Source organism: Enterobacter cloacae complex sp. IR5412, assembly GCF_049237385.1.
In the GTDB taxonomy this organism is placed as follows: Bacteria; Pseudomonadota; Gammaproteobacteria; order Enterobacterales; family Enterobacteriaceae; genus Enterobacter; species Enterobacter intestinihominis.
The window spans coordinates 97,080-120,384 of sequence record NZ_JBMKHQ010000009.1; the positions used below are offsets into that span (position 1 = coordinate 97,080).

Here is a 23,305-nt window from a genome sequence, read left to right on the forward strand (position 1 = left end):
CCGATGAGCACGCTGCTGGAGAAGCAGGGGATTTCTCTGATTCAGGGATATGACGCCAGCCAGCTCGAGCCGCAGCCGGATCTGGTGATCGTTGGTAACGCCATGACCCGTGGGAATCCATGCGTTGAAGCGGTGCTGGAACGCAATATCCCGTACATGTCTGGCCCGCAGTGGCTGCATGACTTTGTCCTGCGCGACCGCTGGGTTGTCGCCGTTGCCGGGACGCACGGCAAAACCACCACCGGCGGTATGGCGACCTGGATCCTCGAAGCCTGCGGCTACAAGCCGGGGTTCGTGATCGGCGGCGTGCCGGGGAATTTCGACGTCTCCGCGCGTCTGGGCGACAGCCCGTTCTTTGTGATTGAAGCGGATGAATACGACTGCGCGTTCTTCGACAAGCGCTCCAAGTTCGTGCATTACTGCCCACGCACGCTGATCCTCAACAACCTTGAGTTCGATCACGCGGATATCTTTGACGACCTGAAAGCGATTCAGAAACAGTTCCACCATCTGGTGCGCATTGTTCCGGGTCAGGGCCGCATTATCCTGCCGGAGAACGACATCAACCTGAAGCAGACTATGGCGATGGGGTGCTGGAGCGAGCAGGAGCTGGTTGGCGAGCAGGGGCACTGGCAGGCGAAAAAGCTCAACGCGGATGCTTCCGAATGGGAAGTGCTGCTCGACGGCGAAAAAGTGGGCGAAGTGAAGTGGGGCCTGGTGGGTGAGCACAATATGCACAACGGCCTGATGGCGATCGCCGCGGCGCGTCACGTGGGCGTACTGCCTGCGGATGCCGCCAATGCGCTGGGTTCATTCATTAACGCCCGCCGCCGTCTGGAGCTGCGTGGTGAAGCGAATGGCGTGACGGTGTACGACGATTTCGCGCACCACCCAACCGCCATTCTGGCGACACTTGCCGCATTGCGTGGCAAAGTTGGCGGCACTGCGCGTATTCTGGCCGTGCTGGAACCGCGTTCGAACACCATGAAAATGGGGATATGCAAAGACGATCTCGCGCCGTCCTTAGGGCGTGCCGACGAGGTCTTCCTCCTGCAACCGCAGCATATTCCGTGGCAGGTGGCCGAAGTGGCCGACGCCTGCATTCAGCCAGCGCACTGGAGTGCGGACGTGGATGTCTTAGCGGATATGGTGGTGAAAGCCGCACAGCCTGGCGATCACATTCTGGTGATGAGCAACGGCGGGTTTGGTGGGATCCATCAGAAGCTGCTGGACGGTCTGGCGAAGAAAGCCGCGGCCGCAGAGTAAAAAAAGGCCCGGTGGCGTTAGCGCTTACCGGGCCTACATTATCTCTTCTCCCTCTCCCCTTTGGGGAGAGGGCTGGGGTGAGGGGTTTACTCTTCGTTCTCAGACAGCTCGCGCAGATACTGGAAAATCAGACGCGCAGACTTCGGCGGCTTATTCCCTTCTTTCTCTTTCTTCGCGTTACGGATCAAAGAACGCAGCTGCTGGCGGTCGGCATTCGGCCACAGGTTCAGCACTTCAGGTACCGCGTCATCACCTTGCTCGATCAGACGGTCGCGGATCTGCTCCAGCTTATGGAACAGCGCAACCTGCTGGTTGTGGCGGTTCTTAAGTTTATCCAGCGCCTGACGGATCGGCTCAACATCGCGCTGACGCAGCAGTTTCCCGATAAGCTGAAGCTGGCGGCGACGCCCTTCTTTCTTGATTTTCTGTGCCAGTTCAATGGCATCGCGCAGATCCTGGTCGAGCGGGATCTTATCCAGCGCGTTCTTACCCAGTTCTACCATTTCTGCGCCAAGCTGTTTTAACTCTTCGGCGTCACGTTTAATTTCACTTTTACTGACCCAGATGATCTCATCATCTTCGTCTTCGATGTCATCACCGGGAACGTCGTCGAGCCAGTCTTCGGGCTGCTTAGTCATGTCAGGCTCCTTAAAAAAAGAGGCTAATGTTACCAGTTAAGACGCGCACTGAAAAACGGTTCTCTGTTAGACTTCACTTAACTCTCTCTTACAGTATGGCATTTGCGATGAAAGTAACCTCACAAGTTGAAGCGCAGCGTAAGATCCTGGAAGAAGCCGTCTCCACCGCGCTGATGCTCGCTTCAGGAAAATCAGATGGCGCCGAAGTGGCGGTCAGCAAAACCACCGGCATTAGCGTGAGCACCCGCTATGGCGAAGTGGAGAATGTAGAATTTAACAGCGATGGCGCGCTGGGGATCACGGTGTATCACCAGAATCGCAAAGGCAGCGCGTCGTCTACCGATCTCAGCCCGGATGCCATCGCCCGTACAGTGCAGGCGGCGCTGGATATCGCGCGGTACACCTCCCCGGATCCTTACGCTGGCGTGGCTGATAAAGAGCTGCTGGCGTTTGACGCGCCGGATCTCGATCTGTTCCATCCGGCGGAAGTGACCCCGGATGAAGCCATTGAGCTGGCCTCGCGCGCCGAGCAGGCGTCTTTGCAGGCTGACAAACGCATCACCAATACCGAAGGCGGCAGCTTTAACAGCCACTACGGCATCAAAGTGTTTGGTAACTCCCATGGCATGTTGCAGGGGTACTGCTCAACCCGCCACTCGCTTTCCAGCTGCGTGATCGCCGAAGAGAACGGCGATATGGAGCGTGATTACGCGTATACCATTGGCCGCGCGCTGGGGGATTTGCAGTCTCCGGAGTGGGTGGGAAAAGAGTGCGCCGAACGCACGCTGTCACGCCTCTCGCCGCGTAAACTCTCCACCATGAAAGCCCCGGTCATTTTTGCCAACGAAGTGGCAACCGGTCTGTTTGGTCATCTGGTGGGGGCGATTGCGGGTGGTTCGGTGTACCGTAAATCGACCTTCCTGCTCGACTCGCTGGGCAAGCAGATCCTGCCGGAATGGCTGACCATCGAAGAGCACCCGCACCTGCTGAAAGGGCTGGCCTCCACGCCGTTCGACAGCGAAGGCGTGCGCACGGAGCGCCGGGATATCGTTAAAGACGGCATTCTGACCCAGTGGCTGCTGACCAACTACTCCGCGCGTAAGCTGGGGCTGAAAAGCACCGGGCACGCGGGCGGCATTCATAACTGGCGCATTGCCGGACAGGGCCTGAATTTTGAACAGATGCTGAAAGAGATGGGCACCGGTCTGGTGGTCACCGAGCTGATGGGACAGGGCGTGAGCGGTATCACCGGCGACTACTCTCGCGGCGCAGCGGGCTTCTGGGTCGAAAACGGTGAAATTCAGTATCCGGTGAGCGAAATCACCATCGCCGGCAACCTCAAGGACATGTGGCGCAATATTGTTACGGTCGGTAACGATATTGAAACACGCAGCAATATTCAGTGTGGTTCTGTATTACTGCCGGAGATGAAAATCGCCGGGCAATAATCCCCGTAAAAGCGTGATTTATAATAAAAAAGGAAGTGAGCAATGCGTAAACACCTGTTAGCGATCGTCGCGGCTTCAACGCTGGTTCTTGGTTCATCTGCGTTTGCTGCCGATCTTGAAGACAACATGGACATCCTCAGTCAAAACCTGAAGGTGGTGCAGAAAACCGACGATGCGGCGGAGATGAAAGACGCACTGACCAAAATGCGTGAAGCGGCGCTGGATGCGCAAAAAGCGACGCCGCCGAAGCTGGAAAGCAAAGCGGCGGACAGCGCCGAGATGAAAGACTACCGCCACGGTTTTGACGTGCTGGTCGGCCAGATCGACGGCGCGCTGAAGCTGGCTAACGAAGGCAAAGTGAAGGAAGCTCAGGCGGCAGCCGACCAGTTTGCGGCGACCCGCAACGCGTATCACAAAAAGTATCGTTGATAGTCTGGATGAGCGGGGCGCGTTAAGCATCCCCGCTCACACTCTTCTCCCTCCCCATAAGAAAACCTTATCCACGTCACATTTCTACGAGCCTGCTCGTAATCTTTTCCACTCCGCTTACCTGTTTAGTGCCGCGTAATAGCGTGATATTCATCACGTAAATCCAGCGATTAATCCAGATTCACCGCATTTATGTGGCACAGATCACTGCCGCGGCTCGCCTTTCCACTTCGAAGTGGAAAACAACTCGCTACAAACAACGCCCCCTCGACGTTAGTTTTATTCCAGAGCCATTAACGGGGTAAGACGAGTGATTAACGGAGCGGTAATGAACGACGTTGGGGAACAGGCGGTGCAAACAGAACAGCTCGCGAACACCATGCTTCAGCAGGTCTACGCCCTGCTGGCCCGGCACAACATCATCCCCAACGCGGTACAGGAGCAGATGCTGACCTCCCACGTTCGCGCAATGGCGCACCGGTCTGTGACCGGCGAGCCGCTGCCGGAGGTTGAAGCAGAGCTGTTCGACGAAATTTCACCAGATTCAATGCAACTTGCCCGTGAAGTGGTAGCGCAGTTTGGCAATCTTCCTGATGAAGAAGCCTGGCTGCTCTCCGTTCACTTCGAAGTCGCGAAAGACAACCTTTAAGGAGCAACACATGGAACAGATTACAGTCGTGATTGGCGATCGCCTGGGTAAAGGTCAGAAAGTGGCTGCGGGTGTGGAAAAAGCCGGCGGACGCGCGGTTGTCGTACCGGGCATGGCAGCGGATATGAAGCTCGGTGACGTGATGAAAGCAGAAAACGCCACCTTCGGGATCTCGTTCTGCGGCAGCGGCGGCGCGGGTGCCATCACCGCCCAGACCAAATACGGCTACAAGGCCAAATACGGCATGCGCTCCGTGGATGAGGGGGTGACCGCTATCAACGAAGGCTGCAACGTGCTGGGCTTTGGCTTTATGGATAAAGAAGAGCTGGGCGAGCGTCTGGTACAGGCGTGGCAGAAGAAATACGGCGCGTAAGCATGAAAGAACAGTTCACGACCACGGTGAGAGTGAAGGGGAAGGGCGATGCCAAAGCGCGCGCCTTTGCCGACGCCCTCAACCACGTACAGGCCGCGGTGATGAAAGCCTCACCGCATATCTTACTGCGTATTGAGCCACAGGATGTGCAGGTTGTTCAGGCGCAAGAAGCGGTGCGAAAAGAAGCGTTTTTGTTCTTCTTTCTGCGTCGGGAAAGACGCACCTACAGCGTGGAGCTGGATGTGACCGTCAACGTGACCGCCATCAATCTCGACCAGGTGGATTTCGTCACGCAACGCTGATTATTCATAAAAGGGCAGACTGATGTTCTTAATTATATTAATAAAATCGCTCATCATTGGCGGCCTGGTTGGCGTCGGTGTTGGAGCCGGGGCTGCACGCATGTTTCATGCGCCTACCACTCAGGGTATGGGCGCGTTTCGTACATTGGGGGAACTGAACTCCTGTGAAGGGGATCCGGCGTCCCACTTCTCCTTTGGGTTAGGTTTCTTCTTTAACGCCTGGGCCTCTTCCGTGGCCGCAGGTGCCTTCACACAGGACGTTGACCACCGCATCATCCCGAACTGGGGTGCTGCTGCACTGATGATCAAAAACCGTAACGTCGGTGAAACGCTGCATGACCCGCGCAAAATGGCGATTGCCTGCGGCATTATCGGCATGATTGTCGTGACCTTCCTTAACCTGACCGCCTCCTCCGTTCCGGCTGCGCTTCAGGTCACCGCCGTGAAGGTGCTGGTGCCTGCCGCGAACCTGCTGGTCAACACCGTGATGCCGGTGATCTTCTGGCTGGCAGCCATCGACGCGGGTAAAAAATCGGGCTTCTGGGCCACCATCTTTGGCGGCGCAGCGCAGCTGATCATGGGTAACGCCGTGCCGGGTCTGGTGCTGGGGATCCTGATCGGTAAAGGCGTGGAAGAGAGCGGCTGGAACCACGTCACCAAAGTGATGATGGCGGCGATCGTCCTGCTGTTTGTGCTGAGCGGCTTCTTCCGCGGCTTCGACATGAAGATGATCGAATCCTTCCATCTGACCGTGCCGAACTGGCTCGACATGATCCACAACTCGCTCAGCGGTAAATAACAGGAGCCTCTAAATGGAACAGAATAAAGGTTTTTGGTATGCCGACTGGTCGTTCCCGATCTTCGTTGGCCTGCTCTCCTCCGGCGTCTTCGCCGGGACGCACATGTACTACCTCTACGGTATCGGCGCGTTTAACGAAGTGGCCTTCGTGGCAATGCTGAAAGCGGGAATCGATACCGGCGTTTACGGCGCGGTGGCGGCGTTCGGCGCAAGCTTCCTGTTCGCCCGTATCATCGAAGGGTCGCTGGTCGGGATTCTCGACATCGGCGGGGCGATCCAGACCGGCGTGGGCCTCGGCGTACCGGCGCTGCTGCTGGGCGCGGGGATCATGTTCCCGGTGACCAACTTTATTGCCTCGCTGATTACCGGCCTGGTGATTGGTCTGGCGATTGGCTACGTCATCATCCTGGCGCGTAAGTTCACCATCAACCAGAGTAACTCCACCTACGGTGCAGACGTGATGATGGGCGCGGGTAACGCCTCCGGCCGCTTCCTCGGGCCGTTGATTATCCTCAGCGCCATGACCGCCTCCATTCCAATCGGCGTCGGTTCCCTGGTGGGCGCGCTGCTGTTCTACATCTGGCAGAAGCCGATTACCGGTGGCGCCATCCTCGGCGCAATGATTTTGGGCTGGCTGTTCCCGGTCGCCCTTTAATACCTGCGGGCGCTTCGGTGCCCGCCTTATCAGGAGAACCCCATGTTTGATCTACTCCTGCGCCGTGCGCGCCTCGCCGACGATACCCTGACCGATATCGCCATTCAGGACGGGAAGATCGCCGCGACAGGCCAAATTGACGCTCCCGCTCGTAAAACGGTTGAGCTTAACGGTGACGTGTTCGTCAGCGCGGGCTGGATTGACTCCCACGTCCACTGCTACCCGAACTCCCCAATTTACCACGACGAGCCGGACAGCGTGGGCATTGCCACCGGCGTCACCACCGTGGTGGACGCGGGCAGTACCGGGGCCGACGACGTGGATGATTTTTACGCCATCACCCGCAAAGCATCCACCGAGGTGTTTGCCCTGCTGAACATCTCCCGCGTGGGGCTGATTGCCCAGAACGAGCTGGCCAATATGGCCAATATTGATGCTGATGCGGTGAAGCAGGCGGTGACGCGCTACCCGGATTTTATCGTCGGCCTGAAGGCGCGCATGAGCAGCAGCGTGGTCGGTGAAAACGGTATTACCCCGCTGGAGCGCGCGAAAGCGATTCAGAAAGAGAATGGCGACCTGCCGCTGATGGTGCACATCGGCAACAACCCGCCGAACCTCGATGAGATTGCCGAGCTGTTAAGCTCCGGCGACATCATTACCCACTGCTACAACGGCAAGCCCAACCGCATTCTGACGCCCTCCGGCGAGCTGCGCGCCTCCATTACGTCTGCGCTGAAGCGCGGCGTGCGTCTGGACGTCGGCCACGGCACGGCGAGCTTCAGCTTTGAGGTGGCGAAACGCGCCATCGCGATGGGCATTCTGCCGCACACCATCAGCTCGGATATCTACTGCCGCAACCGCATCAACGGCCCGGTCGGCTCGCTGGCCAGCGTGATGTCGAAATTCCTCGCCATCGGCATGTCATTGCCGCAGGTGATTGACTGCGTCACCGCCAACGCCGCAGACGGCCTGCGCCTGACGCGCAAAGGCCGCATTCAGCCTGGTCTCGACGCTGATCTGACGCTGTTCACCCTCAAACGCCAGCCGACGGTGCTGACGGATGCTGAAAACGACAGCCTGCAGGCTGAACACATTCTGGTGCCGCTTGCCGCGATCCGCGCGGGCAAGGGCTACATGACCGAACAAGGGAGCACGGAACATGCCTTCGATTTATGAGAAGTACAACTTAAAGCAGGTTATCAACACCTCTGGCCGCATGACGGCGCTGGGTGTCTCCACGCCGCGCCCGGAAGTGGTGCAGGCGGCGATGGACGGCATGAATCACTACTTTGAGATAAAGGATCTGGTCAATAAAACCGGCGAATACATCGCGAAGTTGCTGGAGGTGGAAGGCGCAACGGTGGTCTCCTGCGCGTCAGCGGGCATTGCCCAGTCCGTGGCGGCGGTACTGGTGAAAGACAGCGACTGGCTGCTGGAAAACCTGCACGTCACACCGATTGAGAACAACGAGATCGTCCTGCCGAAAGGCCACAACGTTAACTTTGGCGCGCCGGTAGGCACCATGGTAGCGCTGGGTGGCGGCAGGCTGGTGGAAGCGGGCTACGCCAACGAATGCTCTGCCGATCAGCTGGCGGCAGCGATCACCCCGCGTACAGCGGCTATCCTCTACATTAAATCGCACCACTGCGTGCAGAAAAGCATGCTTAGCGTTGAGCAGGCGGCGGTCGTGGCGCGTAAACACGATCTGCCGCTGATCGTTGACGCCGCGGCGGAAGAAGATCTGCATACCTATTACCGATCCGGCGCCGATCTGGTGATCTACAGCGGCGCGAAGGCGATTGAAGGGCCAACCAGCGGCCTGGTGATCGGCAAAACCCAGTACGTTGAGTGGGTGAAGCGCCAGACGGCGGGCATTGGCCGCGCGATGAAGGTGGGCAAAGAGGGGATCCTCGGCCTGACCTGCGCCATCGAACACTACCTGACGGCCACCAGGGAGAGCGGGGCCGAGATGGTGGCGAAAATGACGCCGTTTATTGACGCGCTCAACACCCTGAACGGCGTCACCGCCCGCGTGGTCTGGGACAGCGCGGGTCGCGATATCGCGCGCACCGAGATTAAGTTTGACGAAGCGACCACCGGCGTCGGCACCGGTGAACTGGTGAACGCGCTCAAGCAGGGCGAATACGCCATTTACTTCCGTGGCTATAAAGCTAACGAAGGGATTATCGAAGCGGATGTGCGCAGCGTGAATGCTGACCAGCTGAACATCGTGTACCGCCGCATTAGCGAAGAATTAGGACAGGAGAAAAAAGCATGAAACTGACCCCCAACTTTTACCGTGACCGCGTCTGCCTGAACGTGCTGGCAGGATCGAAAGCCAACGCCAGCGCCATTTACGAGGCGGCGGAAGGTCATGTGCTGGTGGGCGTGCTCTCCAAAAATTACCCCGACGTGGCGAGCGCCGTCGCGGATATGCGCGAGTACGCGGCACTGATTGATAACGCGCTCTCCGTGGGGCTGGGCGCAGGCGATCCGAACCAGTCGGCGATGGTGAGTGAAATCTCCCGCCAGGTACAGCCGCAGCACGTCAATCAGGTCTTTACCGGCGTGGCCGCCAGCCGCGCGCTGCTGGGGCAGAATGAGTCCGTGGTCAACGGCCTGGTCTCCCCGACCGGCACCGTCGGCATGGTTAAAATTTCCACCGGCCCGCTGAGCAGCAACGCGCCGGACGGCATTGTGCCGGTTGAAACCGCTATCGCCCTGCTGAAAGATTTCGGCGGCAGCTCAATCAAGTACTTCCCGATGGGCGGCCTCAAGTGCCGTGACGAGTATAAAGCGGTGGCGGAAGCCTGCGCCCGTCACGACTTCTGGCTGGAGCCGACCGGGGGAATCGATCTGGAGAACTTTGAGGAGATCCTGCAGATCGCCCTGGACGCGGGCGTGAGCAAAATCATCCCGCATATCTACAGCTCGATTATCGACAAAGCCAGCGGCGACACGCGTCCGGAAGATGTGCGTACGCTGCTGGCGATGACGAAGAAGCTGGTGAAGTAGAACCTGCCCCTCACCCCAGCCCTCTCCCCAAAGGGGAGAGGGTGTAATCGTCCCCTCTCCCCTTTGGGGAGAGGGTTAGGATGAGGGGAAACACACCGCACACACCCGAAGGAGCCACCATGCACACCCGTACCCTGCTTGTCGCTTCACTCTCAATGCTCGCCACCGCCGCTGTCGCCCAGACGCAATACGCCTGGGTGGGCACCTATAATCCCAACGGCGAAGGGCTGTACCGTTTTACCGTCGACCCGCAAACCGGCGCGCTAGATAACAAAACGCTGGTGAGCCAACTCCCGAACGCTGCGCAGCTTACCGTCTCGCACGACGGAAAAACGCTCTACCTGGCAAGCGAGGTGGAGCAGGGCGTGGTGCAGGCGTTGCGAATAGGCGATAACGGCGCGCTGAGCGAGCTGAATCAGGTGGCCTCCGGCGGCGCGGGGCCGGTGTATCTTTCCCTGACGCCGAACGGCAAACATTTGCTGGTGGCGAACTACGTCAGCGGATCGATCGCGGTGCTGCCCGTTAACGCAGACGGCAGCCTGGGCGATGCTACGGACACCCATCAGGACAAAGGCGAACCGGGCGCGGCAAAGCCGGAAGCTGCCGTCGAGGGCAGTTTCGCCATCAGCGATCATAACGGCCCTCACGCGCACATGATCGCCGCCGATCCGAGCGGGAAATACGTTTTTTCCACCGATCTGGGGCTGGATCGCATCTATCAGTACCGTTTTGACGATCGAACCGGAAAGCTGACCCCGAACGATCCGCCGTTTATCCGCGCCTCCTCAAAAGGGGCCGGGCCGTGCCATTTCGTCTTTACGCCGAAGGGGGATGCCCTGTGGCTGATTAACGAAGAAGCCTCTACGCTCACCCATTATGCGCTGGACAGCAACGGCAGGCTGAAAGAGGGTAAAACGATTTCAGCCTTGCCGGACGGTTATAAAGGCACCAGTTTTGCCGCCGGGCTGGCGCTAAGCGCCGACGGGAAACAGCTGTATGTCGCTAACCGTTTGCATAACAGCATCGGGCACTTTACCGTAACGGCGGAGGGCACGCTGACACATCAGGACGATGTCTGGACGCGGGGCGACTATCCGCGCACCCTGACGCTTGATAAGCAGGGGCGCTGGCTGTACGTCATGAACCAGCGCAGCGACAACATTACCCGTTTCCGCGTGGCGCCGGACGGCAAGCTGAGCGCCGAGCCAGACTATACCCCGGTCGGCAGCCCATCCCAGATGGTCATTTCACCCTGAGCAGTAAGAGGACAACGACGTGCGATTTCCGAACCAACGTTTAGCACAACTTTTCGATCTGTTGCAAAACGAGACGCTGCCGCAGGACGAGCTGGCGCAGCGGCTGTCGGTCTCCACGCGAACCGTCCGGGCGGATATCACCGCCCTGAACGCGCTGCTGGCCAGCCACGGCGCGCAGTTCATTTTGAGCCGGGGCAACGGCTATCAGCTCAAAATCAATGATGTGGTGCGCTATCAACAATTGCAGTCGTCCCACCCGCGCGCGCTGCGTATTCCGCGAACCGGACCGGAGCGTGTGCACTATCTGGTGGTGCGTTTTCTGACGTCAGCCTTTTCCCTCAAGCTGGAGGATCTGGCCGATGAGTGGTTCGTCAGCCGGGCCACATTGCAGAGCGACATGGTGGAAGTGCGCGAGTGGTTCCACCGTTACAACCTGACGCTGGAAACCCGCCCGCGCCACGGCATGAAGCTGTTTGGCAGCGAGATGGCGATCCGCGCCTGCCTGACCGACCTCCTGTGGGAGCTGGCGCAGCAGGATAGCCTTAACCCGCTGGTGACCGACGTGGCGCTCAACGCGGGCGTGGCGGAAAAGATGGTCCCTGTCCTGCACGACGCGCTGACGCGCCATCACATTCGCCTGACCGATGAAGGCGAGCTGTTCCTGCGCCTGTACTGCGCGGTGTCGGTGCGGCGCATCAGCGAGGGGTATCCGCTGCCGGAATTCCACGCTGAAGACGTGGAAGAGAACGTACGCGAGGCGGCTAAAGATATCGCTGTGGCTATCCAGGAGCTGGCGGGCAAGGCGCTTTCGCCATCGGAAGAGAGCTGGCTGTGCGTGCACATTGCGGCGCGGCAGATCCAGGAGATCGCCCCCAGCGCCATTAATGCTGACGACGACGAAGCCCTGGTCAACTATATCCTGCGCTACATCAACACCCACTATAACTACAACCTGTTGAGCGACGAGCAACTGCATGCAGATCTGCTCACGCACATCAAAACCATGATTACCCGCGTGCGGTATCAAATCATGATCCCCAATCCGCTGCTGGATAACATCAAGCAGCACTACCCGATGGCGTGGGATATGACCCTCGCGGCGGTGTCGAGCTGGGGCAAATACACGCCGTATGTGATCAGCGAAAACGAAATTGGTTTTCTGGTGCTGCATATCGGTGTCGGTCTGGAGCGCCACTACAACATCGGCTACCAGCGTCAGCCGCGCGTGCTGCTGGTATGTGACGCCGGTAACGCGATGGTGCGCATGATCGAGGCGGTGCTTCAGCGCAAATACCCGCAGATTGAGGTGACGCGCACGCTCACCCTGCGCGAGTACGAACTTGCCGATGCCATCGGCGAAGACTTCGTGATCTCCACCGCTCGCGTGAGCGAAAAATCCAAACCGGTGGTGATAATCGCCCCGTTCCCGACCGATTATCAGTTAGAGCAGATCGGCAAGCTGGTGCTGGTGGACCGTACCCGTCCGTGGATGCTGGAGAAATACTTCGACGCGGCCCATTTCCGCATTCTCGACAAGCCTGTCGACCAGCAAACGCTGTTCCGCGAACTGTGTGGGCAGCTTGAAAGCGAAGGCTTTGTCGGCGCGGAATTTCTGGAATCGGTTATCGAGCGTGAAGCTATCGTCAGCACTATGCTCGGCGACGGCATCGCGCTGCCGCACTCCCTCGGCCTGCTGGCGCAAAAAACGGTGGTCTACACCGTGCTGGCGCCGCAGGGCATTCAGTGGGGAGATGAAACTGCCCATGTCATTTTTCTGCTCGCCATCAGCAAAAGCGAGTACGAAGAGGCAATGGCGATTTACGATATTTTTGTCACTTTCCTGCGTGAACGCGCGATGGCGCGCCTGTGCCAGTGCGAGGATTTTGCGGCGTTTAAGGCTGAGGCAATGGAGAGTGTGAGTCGGTTTTGACGTTCAGGCGGACAGCGGATATCCGCCTTCATTCAACGCAGATGATGCACAACCTGGTTGCTGCTGCCGCGCCAGATAAGCATAGGATCTTTTAGATCCTGCACGAACTTGCCGTCGACCAGGACGTTAATCAGATCCACCACTTCCTTCTGCTGCGCATTCAGTTCATCCAGCTTATAACCCGTCCAGACCCAGATGTCTTTTCCCGCGCACTCGCGGCGGATGCGTTTTACCAGCTTCAGGATCGCCGGCACGTTTTGCGGATGGAGCGGGTCGCCGCCGGAGAGCGAGATCCCCTGACGTTTAATGCGCGTGTCGTTCAGGTCGTTGATGATGCGGTCTTCCATCTCAGCGGTAAACGGCATACCCGAGTTCAGGCGCCAGGTGCTTTTGTTATAGCAGCCGGGGCACTCGTGAACGCAGCCTGATACAAAGAGGGTGCAGCGGGTGCCGGGGCCGTTGACGATGTCGACGGGGTAGTACTGGTGATAGTTCATCGCGAATAACCACGCCGGGTGGCGCTGCGCTTACCCGGCCTACAAAAGAGAGCGGTCCGTAGGCCCGGTAAGCGCAGCGCCACCGGGCATTAACGTGGCAGCGGATTACCCGATCTGCCCATTTCCCAGATGTTTCACCCTGCGCTTCACCTCTTCCTGCTTACCGGCGTTAAACGGACGGGCGTCCGGGCTGCCGAGGTAGCCGCACACGCGGCGGGTTACGGAGACGCGGGCTGCATCGTGGTTACCGCATTTAGGGCAGGTGAAGCCTTTGCTGGTGCACTCGAACTCACCGGTAAAGCCGCACTCGTAGCACTCGTCGATTGGCGTGTTGGTTCCGTAGTACGGAACGTGCTGATAGCTGTAATCCCACACGTCTTCCAGCGCCTTCAGGTTATGCTGGATGTTCGGGTACTCGCCGTAGCAGATAAAACCGCCGTTCGCGATGGGCGGATAGGCCGCTTCGAAGTCGATCTTGTCGTACGGGTTCACCTTCTTCTCCACATCGAGGTGGAAGCTGTTGGTGTAGTAACCTTTGTCGGTCACCCCTTCCACGATGCCGAACTCGGCGGTATCCAGACGGCAGAAGCGATCGCAGAGGTTTTCGCTCGGCGTGCTGTACAGGCTGAAACCGTAGCCGGTTTCCTCTTTCCACTGGTCTACCGCATCGCGCAGGCGCTGCACAATCGCGATACCTTTCTCACGCAGGGCGTCGTTGTCATAGATGTGCTTGTCGCCAAACAGCGCGTTAATGGTTTCGTGAATGCCGATATAGCCGAGAGAGATCGACGCGCGACCGTTTTTGAAGATCTCCGACACATCATCGTCCGCTTTCAGGCGCACGCCGCAGGCCCCTTCCATATAGAGAATTGGCGCGACGCGGGCTTTCACCCCTTCAAGACGGGCGATGCGGGTCATCAGCGCCTTACGTGCCAGCTGTAAACGTTCATCCAGCAGTGTCCAGAAGGCCGCTTCATTCCCTTTGGCTTCCAGCGCGATGCGCGGCAGGTTCAGGCTGATGACGCCCAGGTTGTTGCGCCCGTCGTGGATCTGCTCGCCGTTCTCATCTTCGTACACGCCGAGGAAGCTGCGGCAGCCCATTGGCGTTTTAAACGAACCCGTGACTTTTACCACCTGGTCGTAGTTGAGGATATCCGGGTACATACGCTTGCTCGCACACTCCAGCGCCAGCTGTTTGATGTCGTAGTTCGGATCGCCAAACTTGTGGTTCAGGCCGTCGCGGATGGCGAACACCAGTTTCGGGAACACCGCCGTTTTACGGTTTTTACCGAGGCCGGAGATACGGTTGCGCAGAATAGACTGCTGGATCAGGCGTGATTCCCAGCTGGTGCCGAGGCCAAACCCGAAGGTCACAAACGGCGTCTGGCCGTTGGCGGTGTGCAGCGTGTTTACCTCATATTCCAGCGACTGGAAGGCGTCGTAGCACTCTTTCTCGGTGCGGGAACGGGCGTAACCGTCAGCATCCGGGATCTGCCACTCTTCCGCCGTTTTACGGTGTTTGTTGAAGCTCTCGGTCACGAACGGGGCCAGCACTTCATCAATGCGGTTAATGGTGGTGCCGCCATAGATGTGGCTCGCCACCTGGGCGATGATCTGCGCCGTGACCGCCGTCGCGGTGGAGATGGATTTCGGCGGCTCAATCTCGGCGTTACCCATTTTAAAACCGTGGGTCAGCATGCCTTTCAGGTCGATCAGCATGCAGTTAAACATCGGGAAGAACGGCGAGTAGTCGAGATCGTGATAGTGGATCTCACCGCGCTCGTGCGCCGAGACTACATCGCGCGGCAGCAGATGCTGACGGGCATAGTGCTTGGCGACGATACCGGCCAGCAGGTCGCGCTGGGTCGGGATCACTTTGCTGTCTTTATTGGCATTTTCATTGAGCAGCGACGAGTTGGTTTGCTCTACCAGGCCGCGGATCTCCTGGTTCAGGCGACCCCGTTTCTCACGCTGGACGTCACGGTCGTGACGATACTCAATGTAGGCGCGCGCCAGCTGCTTGTACGGACCAGACATCAGCTGGTTTTCAACCGCGGTCTGGATCTCGTTGATATCCACCTGGCTGCGTTCATGCATCTGGCTGCTAACGACTTCTGCGACGGTGGCGCAGTAATCTGCGTCATCGACTCCCGCTGCTTTAGCTGCACGCAGAATGGCTTCTTTGATGCGCTCTGATTTAAACGGCACTTTACAGCCATCACGTTTCATCACATGCGGTGTCATGATCACTCCATTTTAAAAACAGGTTATCCACAGAGGTGGAGAAGTATTCACCGGGCGTATTCCTCGCCGCGGCAAAGACTTCCCGCGTGCCCAGCCCGTGTTATCCACAATTCCGGCCAGCGTAAGCGCCGTCTTGTTGTTGGAATAGTAGACGATAAATACAAGATGTTGGGTCGGCGTGCATTTTAAGTGCTACATATAGTGATTTGCATCAAACATGTTTGCGATTTTTTTGATGCAGGACAAAGTAAAAAGACGAGAGTACAAACGGCGGGCGCTGGGGCAATTGTAAAGACGCGAAGGAAAAATCTGATTAATTATTCAACAAAAACAGCAAAGTAAGCCGGACACGGCATCGTGCCCGGCGGAGGAATTACTGCTTTAACCACCACACGGCTTCAAACGGACGAAGCATTGAGGTTTGAGGGGCGGGGTAGTTGCTTATCACCACCTGCGACTCGCCGCTGAGAGCGTCCGCTTGCCATTCCTGAGGCAAATGGCTCAGGTTCGCCACCACCATCAGCGTTTGCCCCTGCCACTGGCGGCGATAGCACCACAGGGAAGGGTGGTCAGGCAGGAGATCCTCATAATCCCCCCACGTCAGTACCGGCAGGGTTTTGCGCAGGCTAATCAGCGACTGATAGGTGTAGAACACCGAATCGGGGTCGTCCAGCGCCGCGCGGACATTCACGGTTTCGTAGTTGTCGCAAACGCCAATCCACGGCTCGGCCTCGGTAAAGCCCGCATTATGCGAGGCGTCCCACTGCATCGGCGTGCGGCCATTATCGCGTGACTTACTCGCCAGAATCGCCAGTAGTTCATCGGTATCGCGTCCGTTAGCCCGCTGTTCGGCGAACATGTTCAGGCTTTCTACGTCGCGGTAGTCGGTGATACGGCTGAAATGCGGGTTGGTCATGCCCAGCTCTTCACCCTGATAGATATACGGCGTGCCCTGCATCCCGTGCAGCACCATGCCGAGCATTTTCGCCGCCGCCACGCGGTGTTCCCCTTCGTCACCAAAGCGTGACACGATGCGCGGCTGGTCATGGTTACACCAGAACAGCGCGTTCCAGGCTTTGTTGTGCATCCCCTGCTGCCAGTGGCGGAAAAGGGTTTTCAGCGCCACAAAATCCGGCTTCGCAAGCGTCCACTTTTCGCCGCCGGGGTAGTCGACCTTCAGATGATGGAAGTTAAAGGTCATCGACAGCTCGCGCCCGTCGAGCGACGCATACTGCTGACAGTTCTCCAGCGAGGTGGAGGACATCTCGCCCACCGTCATCAGGTTGCGCGGCGTAAAGACATCCCGGCTCATCTCCTGGAGATATTCGTGGATGCGCGGCCCGTCAGTGTAGAAACGTCGGCCATCCCCGATGGTGTCGTCCGGGAAATCCTGATCTTTTGAAATCAGGTTAATGACGTCCAGACGCAAGCCGTCCACGCCGCGATCGGCCCAGAACTCGCACACTTTTTTCAGCTCGGCGCGCACCGCCGGGTTTACCCAGTTGAGATCCGCCTGCTCCGGCGCGAACAGGTGCAGATAATACTGCTCGCTTTCGGCATGCCAGCGCCAGGCGTTGCCGCCAAACTTGGAGCGCCAGTTGTTGGGAAGCGCGTCCGGCGTACCGTCGCGCCAGATATAGAACTCACGGTACGGACTCGCTTTATCCAGCGACTCGCGGAACCAGGCGTGCTGCGTGGACGTGTGGTTAAAGACCATATCCAGCACGATGCGGATACCGCGTTCATGCGCCCGGGCAACCAGTTCGTCAAAGTCGTCCAGCGTGCCGTAGGTCGGGTCAATGGCAGTGTAGTTCGCCACGTCGTAACCGTTATCCACCTGCGGCGAGATATAAAACGGCGTCAGCCAGATGGCGTCAATGCCAAGGGTTTTCAGGTAGTCAAGGCGCTGCGTTACGCCGCGCAGATCGCCGGTGCCGCTGCCGGTGGTATCCTGAAAACTCTTTGGGTAAATCTGATAGATAACGCCGTTCTGCCACCAGTGAGGAAGGGTATTCATAGTACGTTCCTGCAAATGCGAAGGGGCGCAACTGCGCCCCGAAAAAGGGAATTAAACAATCTGCAACGTGCCCTGACGGAACTTACGCTGGTAAACCACGGTAGTCAGCGCCATTGGGATGATAATCGCCACCGCCATCGCCAGCGCAAATACCTGCCAGAATGAAGGCTGAATGGAGAGGATACCCGGCAGGCCGCCGACGCCAATCCCGTTTGCCATTACGCCGTTCAGGCCGCACAGCAAGCCCGCCAGACCGGAGCCGATCATCGCGCAGAGCATCGGGAAGCGATATTTCAGGTTGATACCGTACATCGCCGGTTCAGTGACGCCGAGGTAGGCGGAGATAGCAGCCGGAACGGAGATCTCACGCTCGTTGTGCTTACGGCTGACGATGATAATGCCGGTTACAGCGGAGGCCTGCGCAATGTTAGACAGGGCGATAATCGGCCAGACCGGCGTGCCGCCGAGGCTCTGGATCATCTGCATATCGATCGCCAGCGTGGTCTGGTGCACGCCGGTGATCACCAGCGGAGCGTACAGGAAGCCGAACAGTGCGGCGCCAATCGGTGCGAAGCTGCCGGTCATCAGGTGACGGACCGCGAAGGCCACGCCGTCGCCAATCATGCGGCCAAACGGACCGATAAAGGCATGCGCCAGGAACACCGCCAGGATCAGCGAGCAGACCGGGACCACCACCAGATAGAGATAGTCCGGCACGATGCGCTTCAGACGCGTCTCAATAAAGCCCAGCGCCAGACCCGCCAGCAATGCCGGGATAACCTGCGCCTGGTAGCCCACTTTGGCGATGGTAAACAAGCCGAAGTTCCACACCTCTGGCGTTTGCTGACCAAGTAAGTAAGCGTTCATTAACTGCGGAGAGACCAGCGTCACGCCGAGTACGATTCCGAGAATGGGCGTTCCGCCCATCTTGCGCACCGCTGACCAGCAGATCCCGACCGGCAGATAGAAGAAGATGGCTTCGCCAATCAGCCACAGGAAGTCATAGATGCTTTGCAGCGCCGGGTACATCTGCGCCAGGGTTTTGCCGTCGCTCATTGGCACATCGCCGATGACGTTACGGAAGCCCAGAATTAAGCCCCCGCTGATCAGCGCCGGCAGCAGTGGGAAGAAGATCTCCGCAAAATGGGAAATCAGCTGCTCATGCCATTTCATATTCTGGCGCGCTGCCTTCTTCGCCTGCTCTTTATCGGCGGAAGAGTGCCCGGTAGTCGCCAGCAGAGCCTGATAGTAATCGCCCACTTCGGTACCAATCACCACCTGGAACTGCCCGGCGTTGGTGAAGCAGCCTTTAACCATTTTCAACTCTTCAATGGCTTTCGGATTGGCTTTGGCCGGATCGTTCAGCACGAAGCGCAGGCGGGTAATGCAATGGCTGACGGTGGCGATGTTCTCGCGTCCGCCGACCAGGACGATCAGCTGATCGATATCGGCTTGTTTGACTTTACTCATCATGAAACCTCATGACAGATGGTGAAAGGGGTTATGACCTGTGCGCAAGCCTACTCCTTCAACGTGACGGCGAAAATGGGAACGTTCCCGAAATCGGGCGAAGATCACAATAATCCATTCAAAAAAATTATGAGAGGCGGGCTGGAATAACGATCTGACGGGGCTCGGTACGCCCGGTAATTTGCTCGATCAGCTGCGCGGCAGCCTGCCGGCCAGACTCGGCATAACCCGGATCGACGCTGATAATCTCCGGGTGTAAGAACTTCATCAGCGGCGTGCTTCCCACGCTCGCTAACTGCAACTCCCCGATGCGTTGCTCCTGCAAATATTTGCTCGCACCCAATGCAAGGGTATCCGTGGCGCACACCAGGGCGGTGGTTTGTGCAGTCAGCACGCTGGCGACCTGCTCATATCCCTGTTTCATACCCAGTCCAGGCAGCGCGGCCACGGCGGGGAGATTGTTTTTTTTACAAAACGCCAGGTACGCTTCATGGCGACGCTTGCCGGTGGTGATGTCGGCATGCGGCACGCCGAGATAGCTGATATGCCGATGGCCCTGTTCATACAGGCGCTGCATCAGGATCACGATTGCCCCTTCGTCATCGTAACAGACAGAGGCAAACCCGCTGGCGTCGCGCGCCAGCAGCACCAGAGACGGCTGCCAGGGTTTAAGCATGTCCTCTTTAAGGCCGGTAAACCCGAACAGCACTACGCCATCAATGTTGCGGCGCTGAAGCATACCGAGATGCTCCTCCACCATTTGCGCCGAGAACTTGCTCTCCATCATGATCGGATCGTAGCCCTGCTCGTAGAACGCGGGCAGCATCGTCTGTACGGCGAGGTTTTCGGAGAGGGAATCCAGACGCGAGACAATAATGGCGACCACTTTATCGCTCTGCCCGCGCATGGCGCGCGCGGAGCGGGAAGGGGAAAAACCGTGCTGATTCATCACCGCCTCGACGCGCTCGCGTGTGCGCTCGCTGACACCGCTTTCGTTGTTAAGCACGCGTGAGACGGTCGATTTCCCCACGCCGCTTAAACGCGCGATGTCTTTAATCGTAAGGCGGTTCTGCATGCTGTATTCCCTGTAACAACGATAAAATAATCAATTGAGCCTAATGCTATCCTGCGAATTCGCTATGGGCAAAGTCTGGTTTACGTGCGGTTTATTTACGAGGGGGTATCATACCGCCCGAATAGTCACAAAAGGTATGGTTAAATCCTTATACTGCGCGACGACATCCCATTTTTAACTTACCGGAGGCCACATGGATCCCGATCCCACACCTCTCCTGACCAGGAGAAAACCTTCTTTCCGGTAAGCCAGCCTTTTGCTGTCTCACCGGCGTGAGGCAGCAACGTTCATACGTTCCTGCTTGATAAATTAAGTGCCTGACAGGTACGGCTCTGCCACGCCTGCGGGAAAACTGCGTCCGCCTTTGCGGATGCGGGGGAATGATTATGCTGAAAAATATCACCCGGCAGCTGTTCGCGCAGCTGAGCCGCCACCTGCCACATCGCCTGATTGCGCGCGATCCGCTGCCAAATGCCAACACCCTGGCGGGCGCGGAAATCCCCGCTTCCCTGACCGAGCGCTGCCTGAACGTGGCGGCGATGGATGAAAACGAAGTCTGGCGCGCCTTTGGCGGCCACCCGGAAGGGCTGAACGCGCAAGAAGTGTCAAAAATCCGCGAGGAACATGGCGATAACCAGATCCCGGCGCAAAAACCCTCTCCATGGTGGGTCCACCTGTGGCTCTGCTACCGCAATCCGTTCAACCTGCTGCTGACGGTGCTCGGGATTATCTCTTACGCCACTGAAGATCTGTTTGCCGCAGGCGTAATTGCCCTGATGGTGGGGATCTCCACGCTGCTTAACTTTATTCAGGAAGCGCGCTCCACCAAAGCGGCGGATGCGCTGAAAGCGATGGTCAGCAATACTGCCACCGTGTCGCGTGTGATTAACGACCTCGGCGAAAACGCCTGGATTGAACTGCCCATTGACCAGCTGGTGCCGGGCGATCTGGTGAAGCTGGCGGCGGGGGACATGATCCCGGCGGATTTACGCATCATCCAGGCGCGGGATCTGTTCGTCGCGCAGGCGTCACTCACCGGTGAATCCCTGCCCGTAGAGAAGGTGGCGAGGACCCGCGATCCGCAGCAGATGAATCCGCTGGAATGCGACACCCTGTGCTTTATGGGCACCACGGTGGTCAGCGGCACGGCGCAGGCCATTGTCACCGCTACCGGCGGCAACACCTGGTTTGGACAGCTTGCCGGACGCGTCAGCGAGCAGGAGAGCGAGCCGAACGCATTCCAGAAAGGCATTGGCCGCGTCAGCATGCTGCTGATCCGCTTTATGATGGTCATGACGCCGATTGTCCTGCTGATCAACGGCTACACCAAAGGTGACTGGTGGGAAGCGGCGCTGTTCGCCCTCTCCGTGGCTGTCGGCTTAACGCCGGAAATGCTGCCGATGATTGTCACCTCCACGCTGGCGCGCGGGGCGGTCAAACTCTCTAAACAAAAGGTGATCGTCAAACACCTCGACGCCATCCAGAACTTTGGCGCGATGGACATTCTTTGCACCGATAAAACCGGCACCCTGACCCAGGACAAAATCGTGCTGGAGAACCACACCGATATCGCCGGAAAGACCAGCGAACGGGTGCTGTACAGCGCGTGGCTGAACAGTCACTACCAGACAGGGCTGAAAAACCTGCTCGACGTGGCGGTGCTGGAAGGTGTGGATGAAGAGTCTGCCCGCATGCTCTCCGGCCGCTGGCAGAAGGTGGACGAAATTCCGTTCGACTTTGAACGGCGCCGCATGTCGGTGGTGGTCAGCGAGCAGCCGGACGTACATCAGCTGATCTGCAAAGGGGCATTGCAGGAGATCCTGAATGTTTCCACGCAGGTGCGTCATAACGGCGAGATCGTGCCGCTGGATGAGACCATGCTGCGCCGCATCAAACGCGTCACCGATAACCTGAACCGTCAGGGGCTGCGCGTGGTGGCGGTAGCAAGCAAGTTCCTGCCCGCGCGGGAAGGGGACTACCAGCGTATCGATGAATCCGATTTGATCCTCGAGGGTTACATCGCATTCCTCGATCCGCCGAAAGAGACCACCGCGCCGGCGCTGAAAGCACTGAAAGCGAGCGGGATCACCGTCAAAATCCTGACCGGCGACAGCGAGCTGGTGGCGGCCAAAGTGTGCCACGAAGTGGGCCTGGACGCGGGCGACGTCGTGGTGGGGAGCGACATTGAGCACCTGTCCGACGATGAGCTGGCCGAGCTTGCCCTGCGCACCACGCTGTTTGCCCGCCTGACGCCGATGCATAAAGAACGCATCGTCACTCTGCTGCGTCGTGAAGGGCACGTGGTGGGCTTTATGGGCGACGGCATCAACGATGCGCCAGCCCTGCGTGCGGCGGATATCGGTATCTCCGTGGACGGCGCGGTGGATATCGCCCGCGAGGCGGCAGATATCATTCTGCTGGAAAAGAGCCTGATGGTGCTGGAGGAGGGCGTCATCGAAGGGCGTCGCACCTTCGCCAATATGCTCAAATACATCAAAATGACCGCCAGCTCCAACTTCGGTAACGTCTTCAGCGTGCTGGTGGCGAGCGCCTTCCTGCCGTTCCTGCCGATGCTGCCGCTGCACCTGCTGATCCAGAACCTGATGTACGATGTCTCTCAGGTCGCCATCCCGTTTGATAACGTGGACGACGAGCAGATCCAGAAGCCGCAGCGCTGGAACCCCGCCGATTTGGGGCGCTTTATGCTGTTCTTTGGGCCGATCAGCTCCATCTTTGACATTCTGACCTTCTGCCTGATGTGGTTTGTGTTCCACGCCAACACCCCGGAACACCAGACGCTGTTCCAGTCCGGCTGGTTCGTGGTGGGGCTGCTGTCCCAGACCCTGATTGTGCATATGATCCGCACCCGCCGCATTCCGTTTATCCAGAGCCGTGCCGCATGGCCGCTGATCGTGATGACGGGCATTGTGATGGCGCTCGGGATCGCGCTGCCGTTCTCGCCGCTTGCAAGTTACCTGCAACTTCAGGCGCTGCCGCTGAGCTACTTCCCGTGGCTGGTGGCGATCCTCGCGGGTTACATGGTGCTGACGCAGATGGTCAAAGGGTTCTATAGCCGTCGGTATGGATGGCAGTAACGGCAAGCCCGGTGGCGCTGCGCTTACCGGGCCTACGATCCGAACGTAGGCCGGGTAAGGCGAAGCCGCCACCCGGCAGCTGGCTTTCCTCCCAAATTCAACAACCTGTGATCTCCGTCGGCGCATTCGCTTGACGACAATTTGAGC

General features: G+C 58.4%; 20 protein-coding genes. 14 read left to right on the forward strand and 6 right to left on the reverse strand.

The window, feature by feature from the left end; genetic code table 11:
• The coding region (mpl, locus tag ACOTX2_RS16680; RefSeq protein ID WP_421625947.1) for a UDP-N-acetylmuramate:L-alanyl-gamma-D-glutamyl-meso-diaminopimelate ligase at window positions 1-1,266 on the forward strand (1,266 nt) is incomplete at its 5' end.
• 86 nt (window positions 1,267-1,352) lie between these two features.
• Here mpl and yjgA read toward each other — a convergent pair.
• Complete coding sequence (gene yjgA, locus ACOTX2_RS16685) at window positions 1,353-1,904, reverse strand: ribosome biogenesis factor YjgA (protein WP_003856072.1); 552 nt, start codon at window positions 1,902-1,904, stop codon at window positions 1,353-1,355.
• 95 nt (window positions 1,905-1,999) lie between these two features.
• Between yjgA and pmbA the strand changes: the two genes are divergently transcribed.
• From pmbA to ACOTX2_RS16745, 12 genes are all read left to right on the forward strand, one after another.
• Window positions 2,000-3,352: a metalloprotease PmbA gene (gene pmbA / locus ACOTX2_RS16690; RefSeq protein WP_023299182.1), complete on the forward strand. Its 1,353-nt coding sequence runs from the start codon at window positions 2,000-2,002 to the stop codon at window positions 3,350-3,352.
• A 42-nt stretch (window positions 3,353-3,394) separates the two neighbouring features.
• Window positions 3,395-3,781 (forward strand): cytochrome b562, encoded by a 387-nt coding sequence (cybC, locus tag ACOTX2_RS16695; RefSeq protein WP_022646861.1) that lies wholly within the window; start codon window positions 3,395-3,397, stop codon window positions 3,779-3,781.
• A gap of 310 nt (window positions 3,782-4,091) precedes the next feature.
• Entirely contained in the window at window positions 4,092-4,430 is a 339-nt protein-coding gene (locus ACOTX2_RS16700) for a PRD domain-containing protein (RefSeq protein ID WP_026080657.1), read from the forward strand.
• 10 nt (window positions 4,431-4,440) lie between these two features.
• Window positions 4,441-4,803, forward strand: a complete 363-nt coding sequence (locus tag ACOTX2_RS16705; protein WP_006810339.1) for an SFCGS family glycine-rich protein — start codon at window positions 4,441-4,443, stop codon at window positions 4,801-4,803.
• Between the two features lie 2 nt (window positions 4,804-4,805).
• Window positions 4,806-5,105 (forward strand): DUF4312 family protein, encoded by a 300-nt coding sequence (locus ACOTX2_RS16710; RefSeq protein WP_006810338.1) that lies wholly within the window; start codon window positions 4,806-4,808, stop codon window positions 5,103-5,105.
• A 22-nt stretch (window positions 5,106-5,127) separates the two neighbouring features.
• A complete protein-coding gene (locus ACOTX2_RS16715; RefSeq protein WP_006810337.1) occupies window positions 5,128-5,904 on the forward strand; it encodes a DUF4311 domain-containing protein in 777 nt (258 codons plus the stop codon).
• Window positions 5,905-5,917: 13 nt separating this feature from the next.
• The gene (locus tag ACOTX2_RS16720; RefSeq protein WP_003856081.1) at window positions 5,918-6,559 is read left to right on the forward strand and encodes a DUF4310 family protein; all 642 of its coding nucleotides are present in this window, start codon (window positions 5,918-5,920) and stop codon (window positions 6,557-6,559) included.
• A gap of 42 nt (window positions 6,560-6,601) precedes the next feature.
• On the forward strand, window positions 6,602-7,735 hold the full coding sequence (locus ACOTX2_RS16725) for an amidohydrolase/deacetylase family metallohydrolase (protein ID WP_032625226.1): 1,134 nt from the start codon (window positions 6,602-6,604) through the stop codon (window positions 7,733-7,735).
• Window positions 7,719-8,837 carry a DgaE family pyridoxal phosphate-dependent ammonia lyase gene (locus tag ACOTX2_RS16730; protein WP_058677081.1) on the forward strand — a complete coding sequence of 373 codons (1,119 nt, stop codon included), beginning with the start codon at window positions 7,719-7,721 and terminating at the stop codon, window positions 8,835-8,837. Before ACOTX2_RS16725 ends, ACOTX2_RS16730 begins: the two co-directional genes overlap by 17 nt.
• Entirely contained in the window at window positions 8,834-9,574 is a 741-nt protein-coding gene (gene dagF / locus ACOTX2_RS16735) for a 2-dehydro-3-deoxy-phosphogluconate aldolase (RefSeq protein ID WP_022646864.1), read from the forward strand. The genes ACOTX2_RS16730 and dagF overlap by 4 nt, the downstream gene beginning before the upstream one ends.
• 119 nt (window positions 9,575-9,693) lie before the next feature.
• Window positions 9,694-10,830, forward strand: a complete 1,137-nt coding sequence (locus ACOTX2_RS16740; protein WP_100148641.1) for a lactonase family protein — start codon at window positions 9,694-9,696, stop codon at window positions 10,828-10,830.
• 19 nt (window positions 10,831-10,849) lie between these two features.
• On the forward strand, window positions 10,850-12,760 hold the full coding sequence (locus ACOTX2_RS16745; RefSeq protein ID WP_023305322.1) for a BglG family transcription antiterminator: 1,911 nt from the start codon (window positions 10,850-10,852) through the stop codon (window positions 12,758-12,760).
• 32 nt (window positions 12,761-12,792) lie between these two features.
• Here the strand turns inward: ACOTX2_RS16745 and nrdG are convergent, their stop codons facing one another.
• From nrdG to treR, 5 genes are all read right to left on the reverse strand, one after another.
• Entirely contained in the window at window positions 12,793-13,257 is a 465-nt protein-coding gene (gene nrdG, locus ACOTX2_RS16750) for an anaerobic ribonucleoside-triphosphate reductase-activating protein (RefSeq protein ID WP_022646867.1), read from the reverse strand.
• 105 nt (window positions 13,258-13,362) lie between these two features.
• A complete protein-coding gene (gene nrdD / locus ACOTX2_RS16755) occupies window positions 13,363-15,501 on the reverse strand; it encodes an anaerobic ribonucleoside-triphosphate reductase (protein ID WP_023305323.1) in 2,139 nt (712 codons plus the stop codon).
• Between the two features lie 373 nt (window positions 15,502-15,874).
• On the reverse strand, window positions 15,875-17,518 hold the full coding sequence (gene treC / locus ACOTX2_RS16760) for an alpha,alpha-phosphotrehalase (protein WP_063148068.1): 1,644 nt from the start codon (window positions 17,516-17,518) through the stop codon (window positions 15,875-15,877).
• Window positions 17,519-17,569: 51 nt separating this feature from the next.
• Complete coding sequence (gene treB / locus ACOTX2_RS16765; protein WP_022646875.1) at window positions 17,570-18,988, reverse strand: PTS trehalose transporter subunit IIBC; 1,419 nt, start codon at window positions 18,986-18,988, stop codon at window positions 17,570-17,572.
• A gap of 127 nt (window positions 18,989-19,115) precedes the next feature.
• Entirely contained in the window at window positions 19,116-20,063 is a 948-nt protein-coding gene (gene treR / locus ACOTX2_RS16770) for a trehalose operon repressor TreR (RefSeq protein ID WP_022646876.1), read from the reverse strand.
• 386 nt (window positions 20,064-20,449) lie between these two features.
• Here treR and mgtA point away from each other — a divergent pair, with 386 nt between their 5' ends.
• A complete protein-coding gene (gene mgtA, locus ACOTX2_RS16775; RefSeq protein WP_022646877.1) occupies window positions 20,450-23,158 on the forward strand; it encodes a magnesium-translocating P-type ATPase in 2,709 nt (902 codons plus the stop codon).
• The last annotated feature ends 147 nt before the right edge of the window (window positions 23,159-23,305 follow it).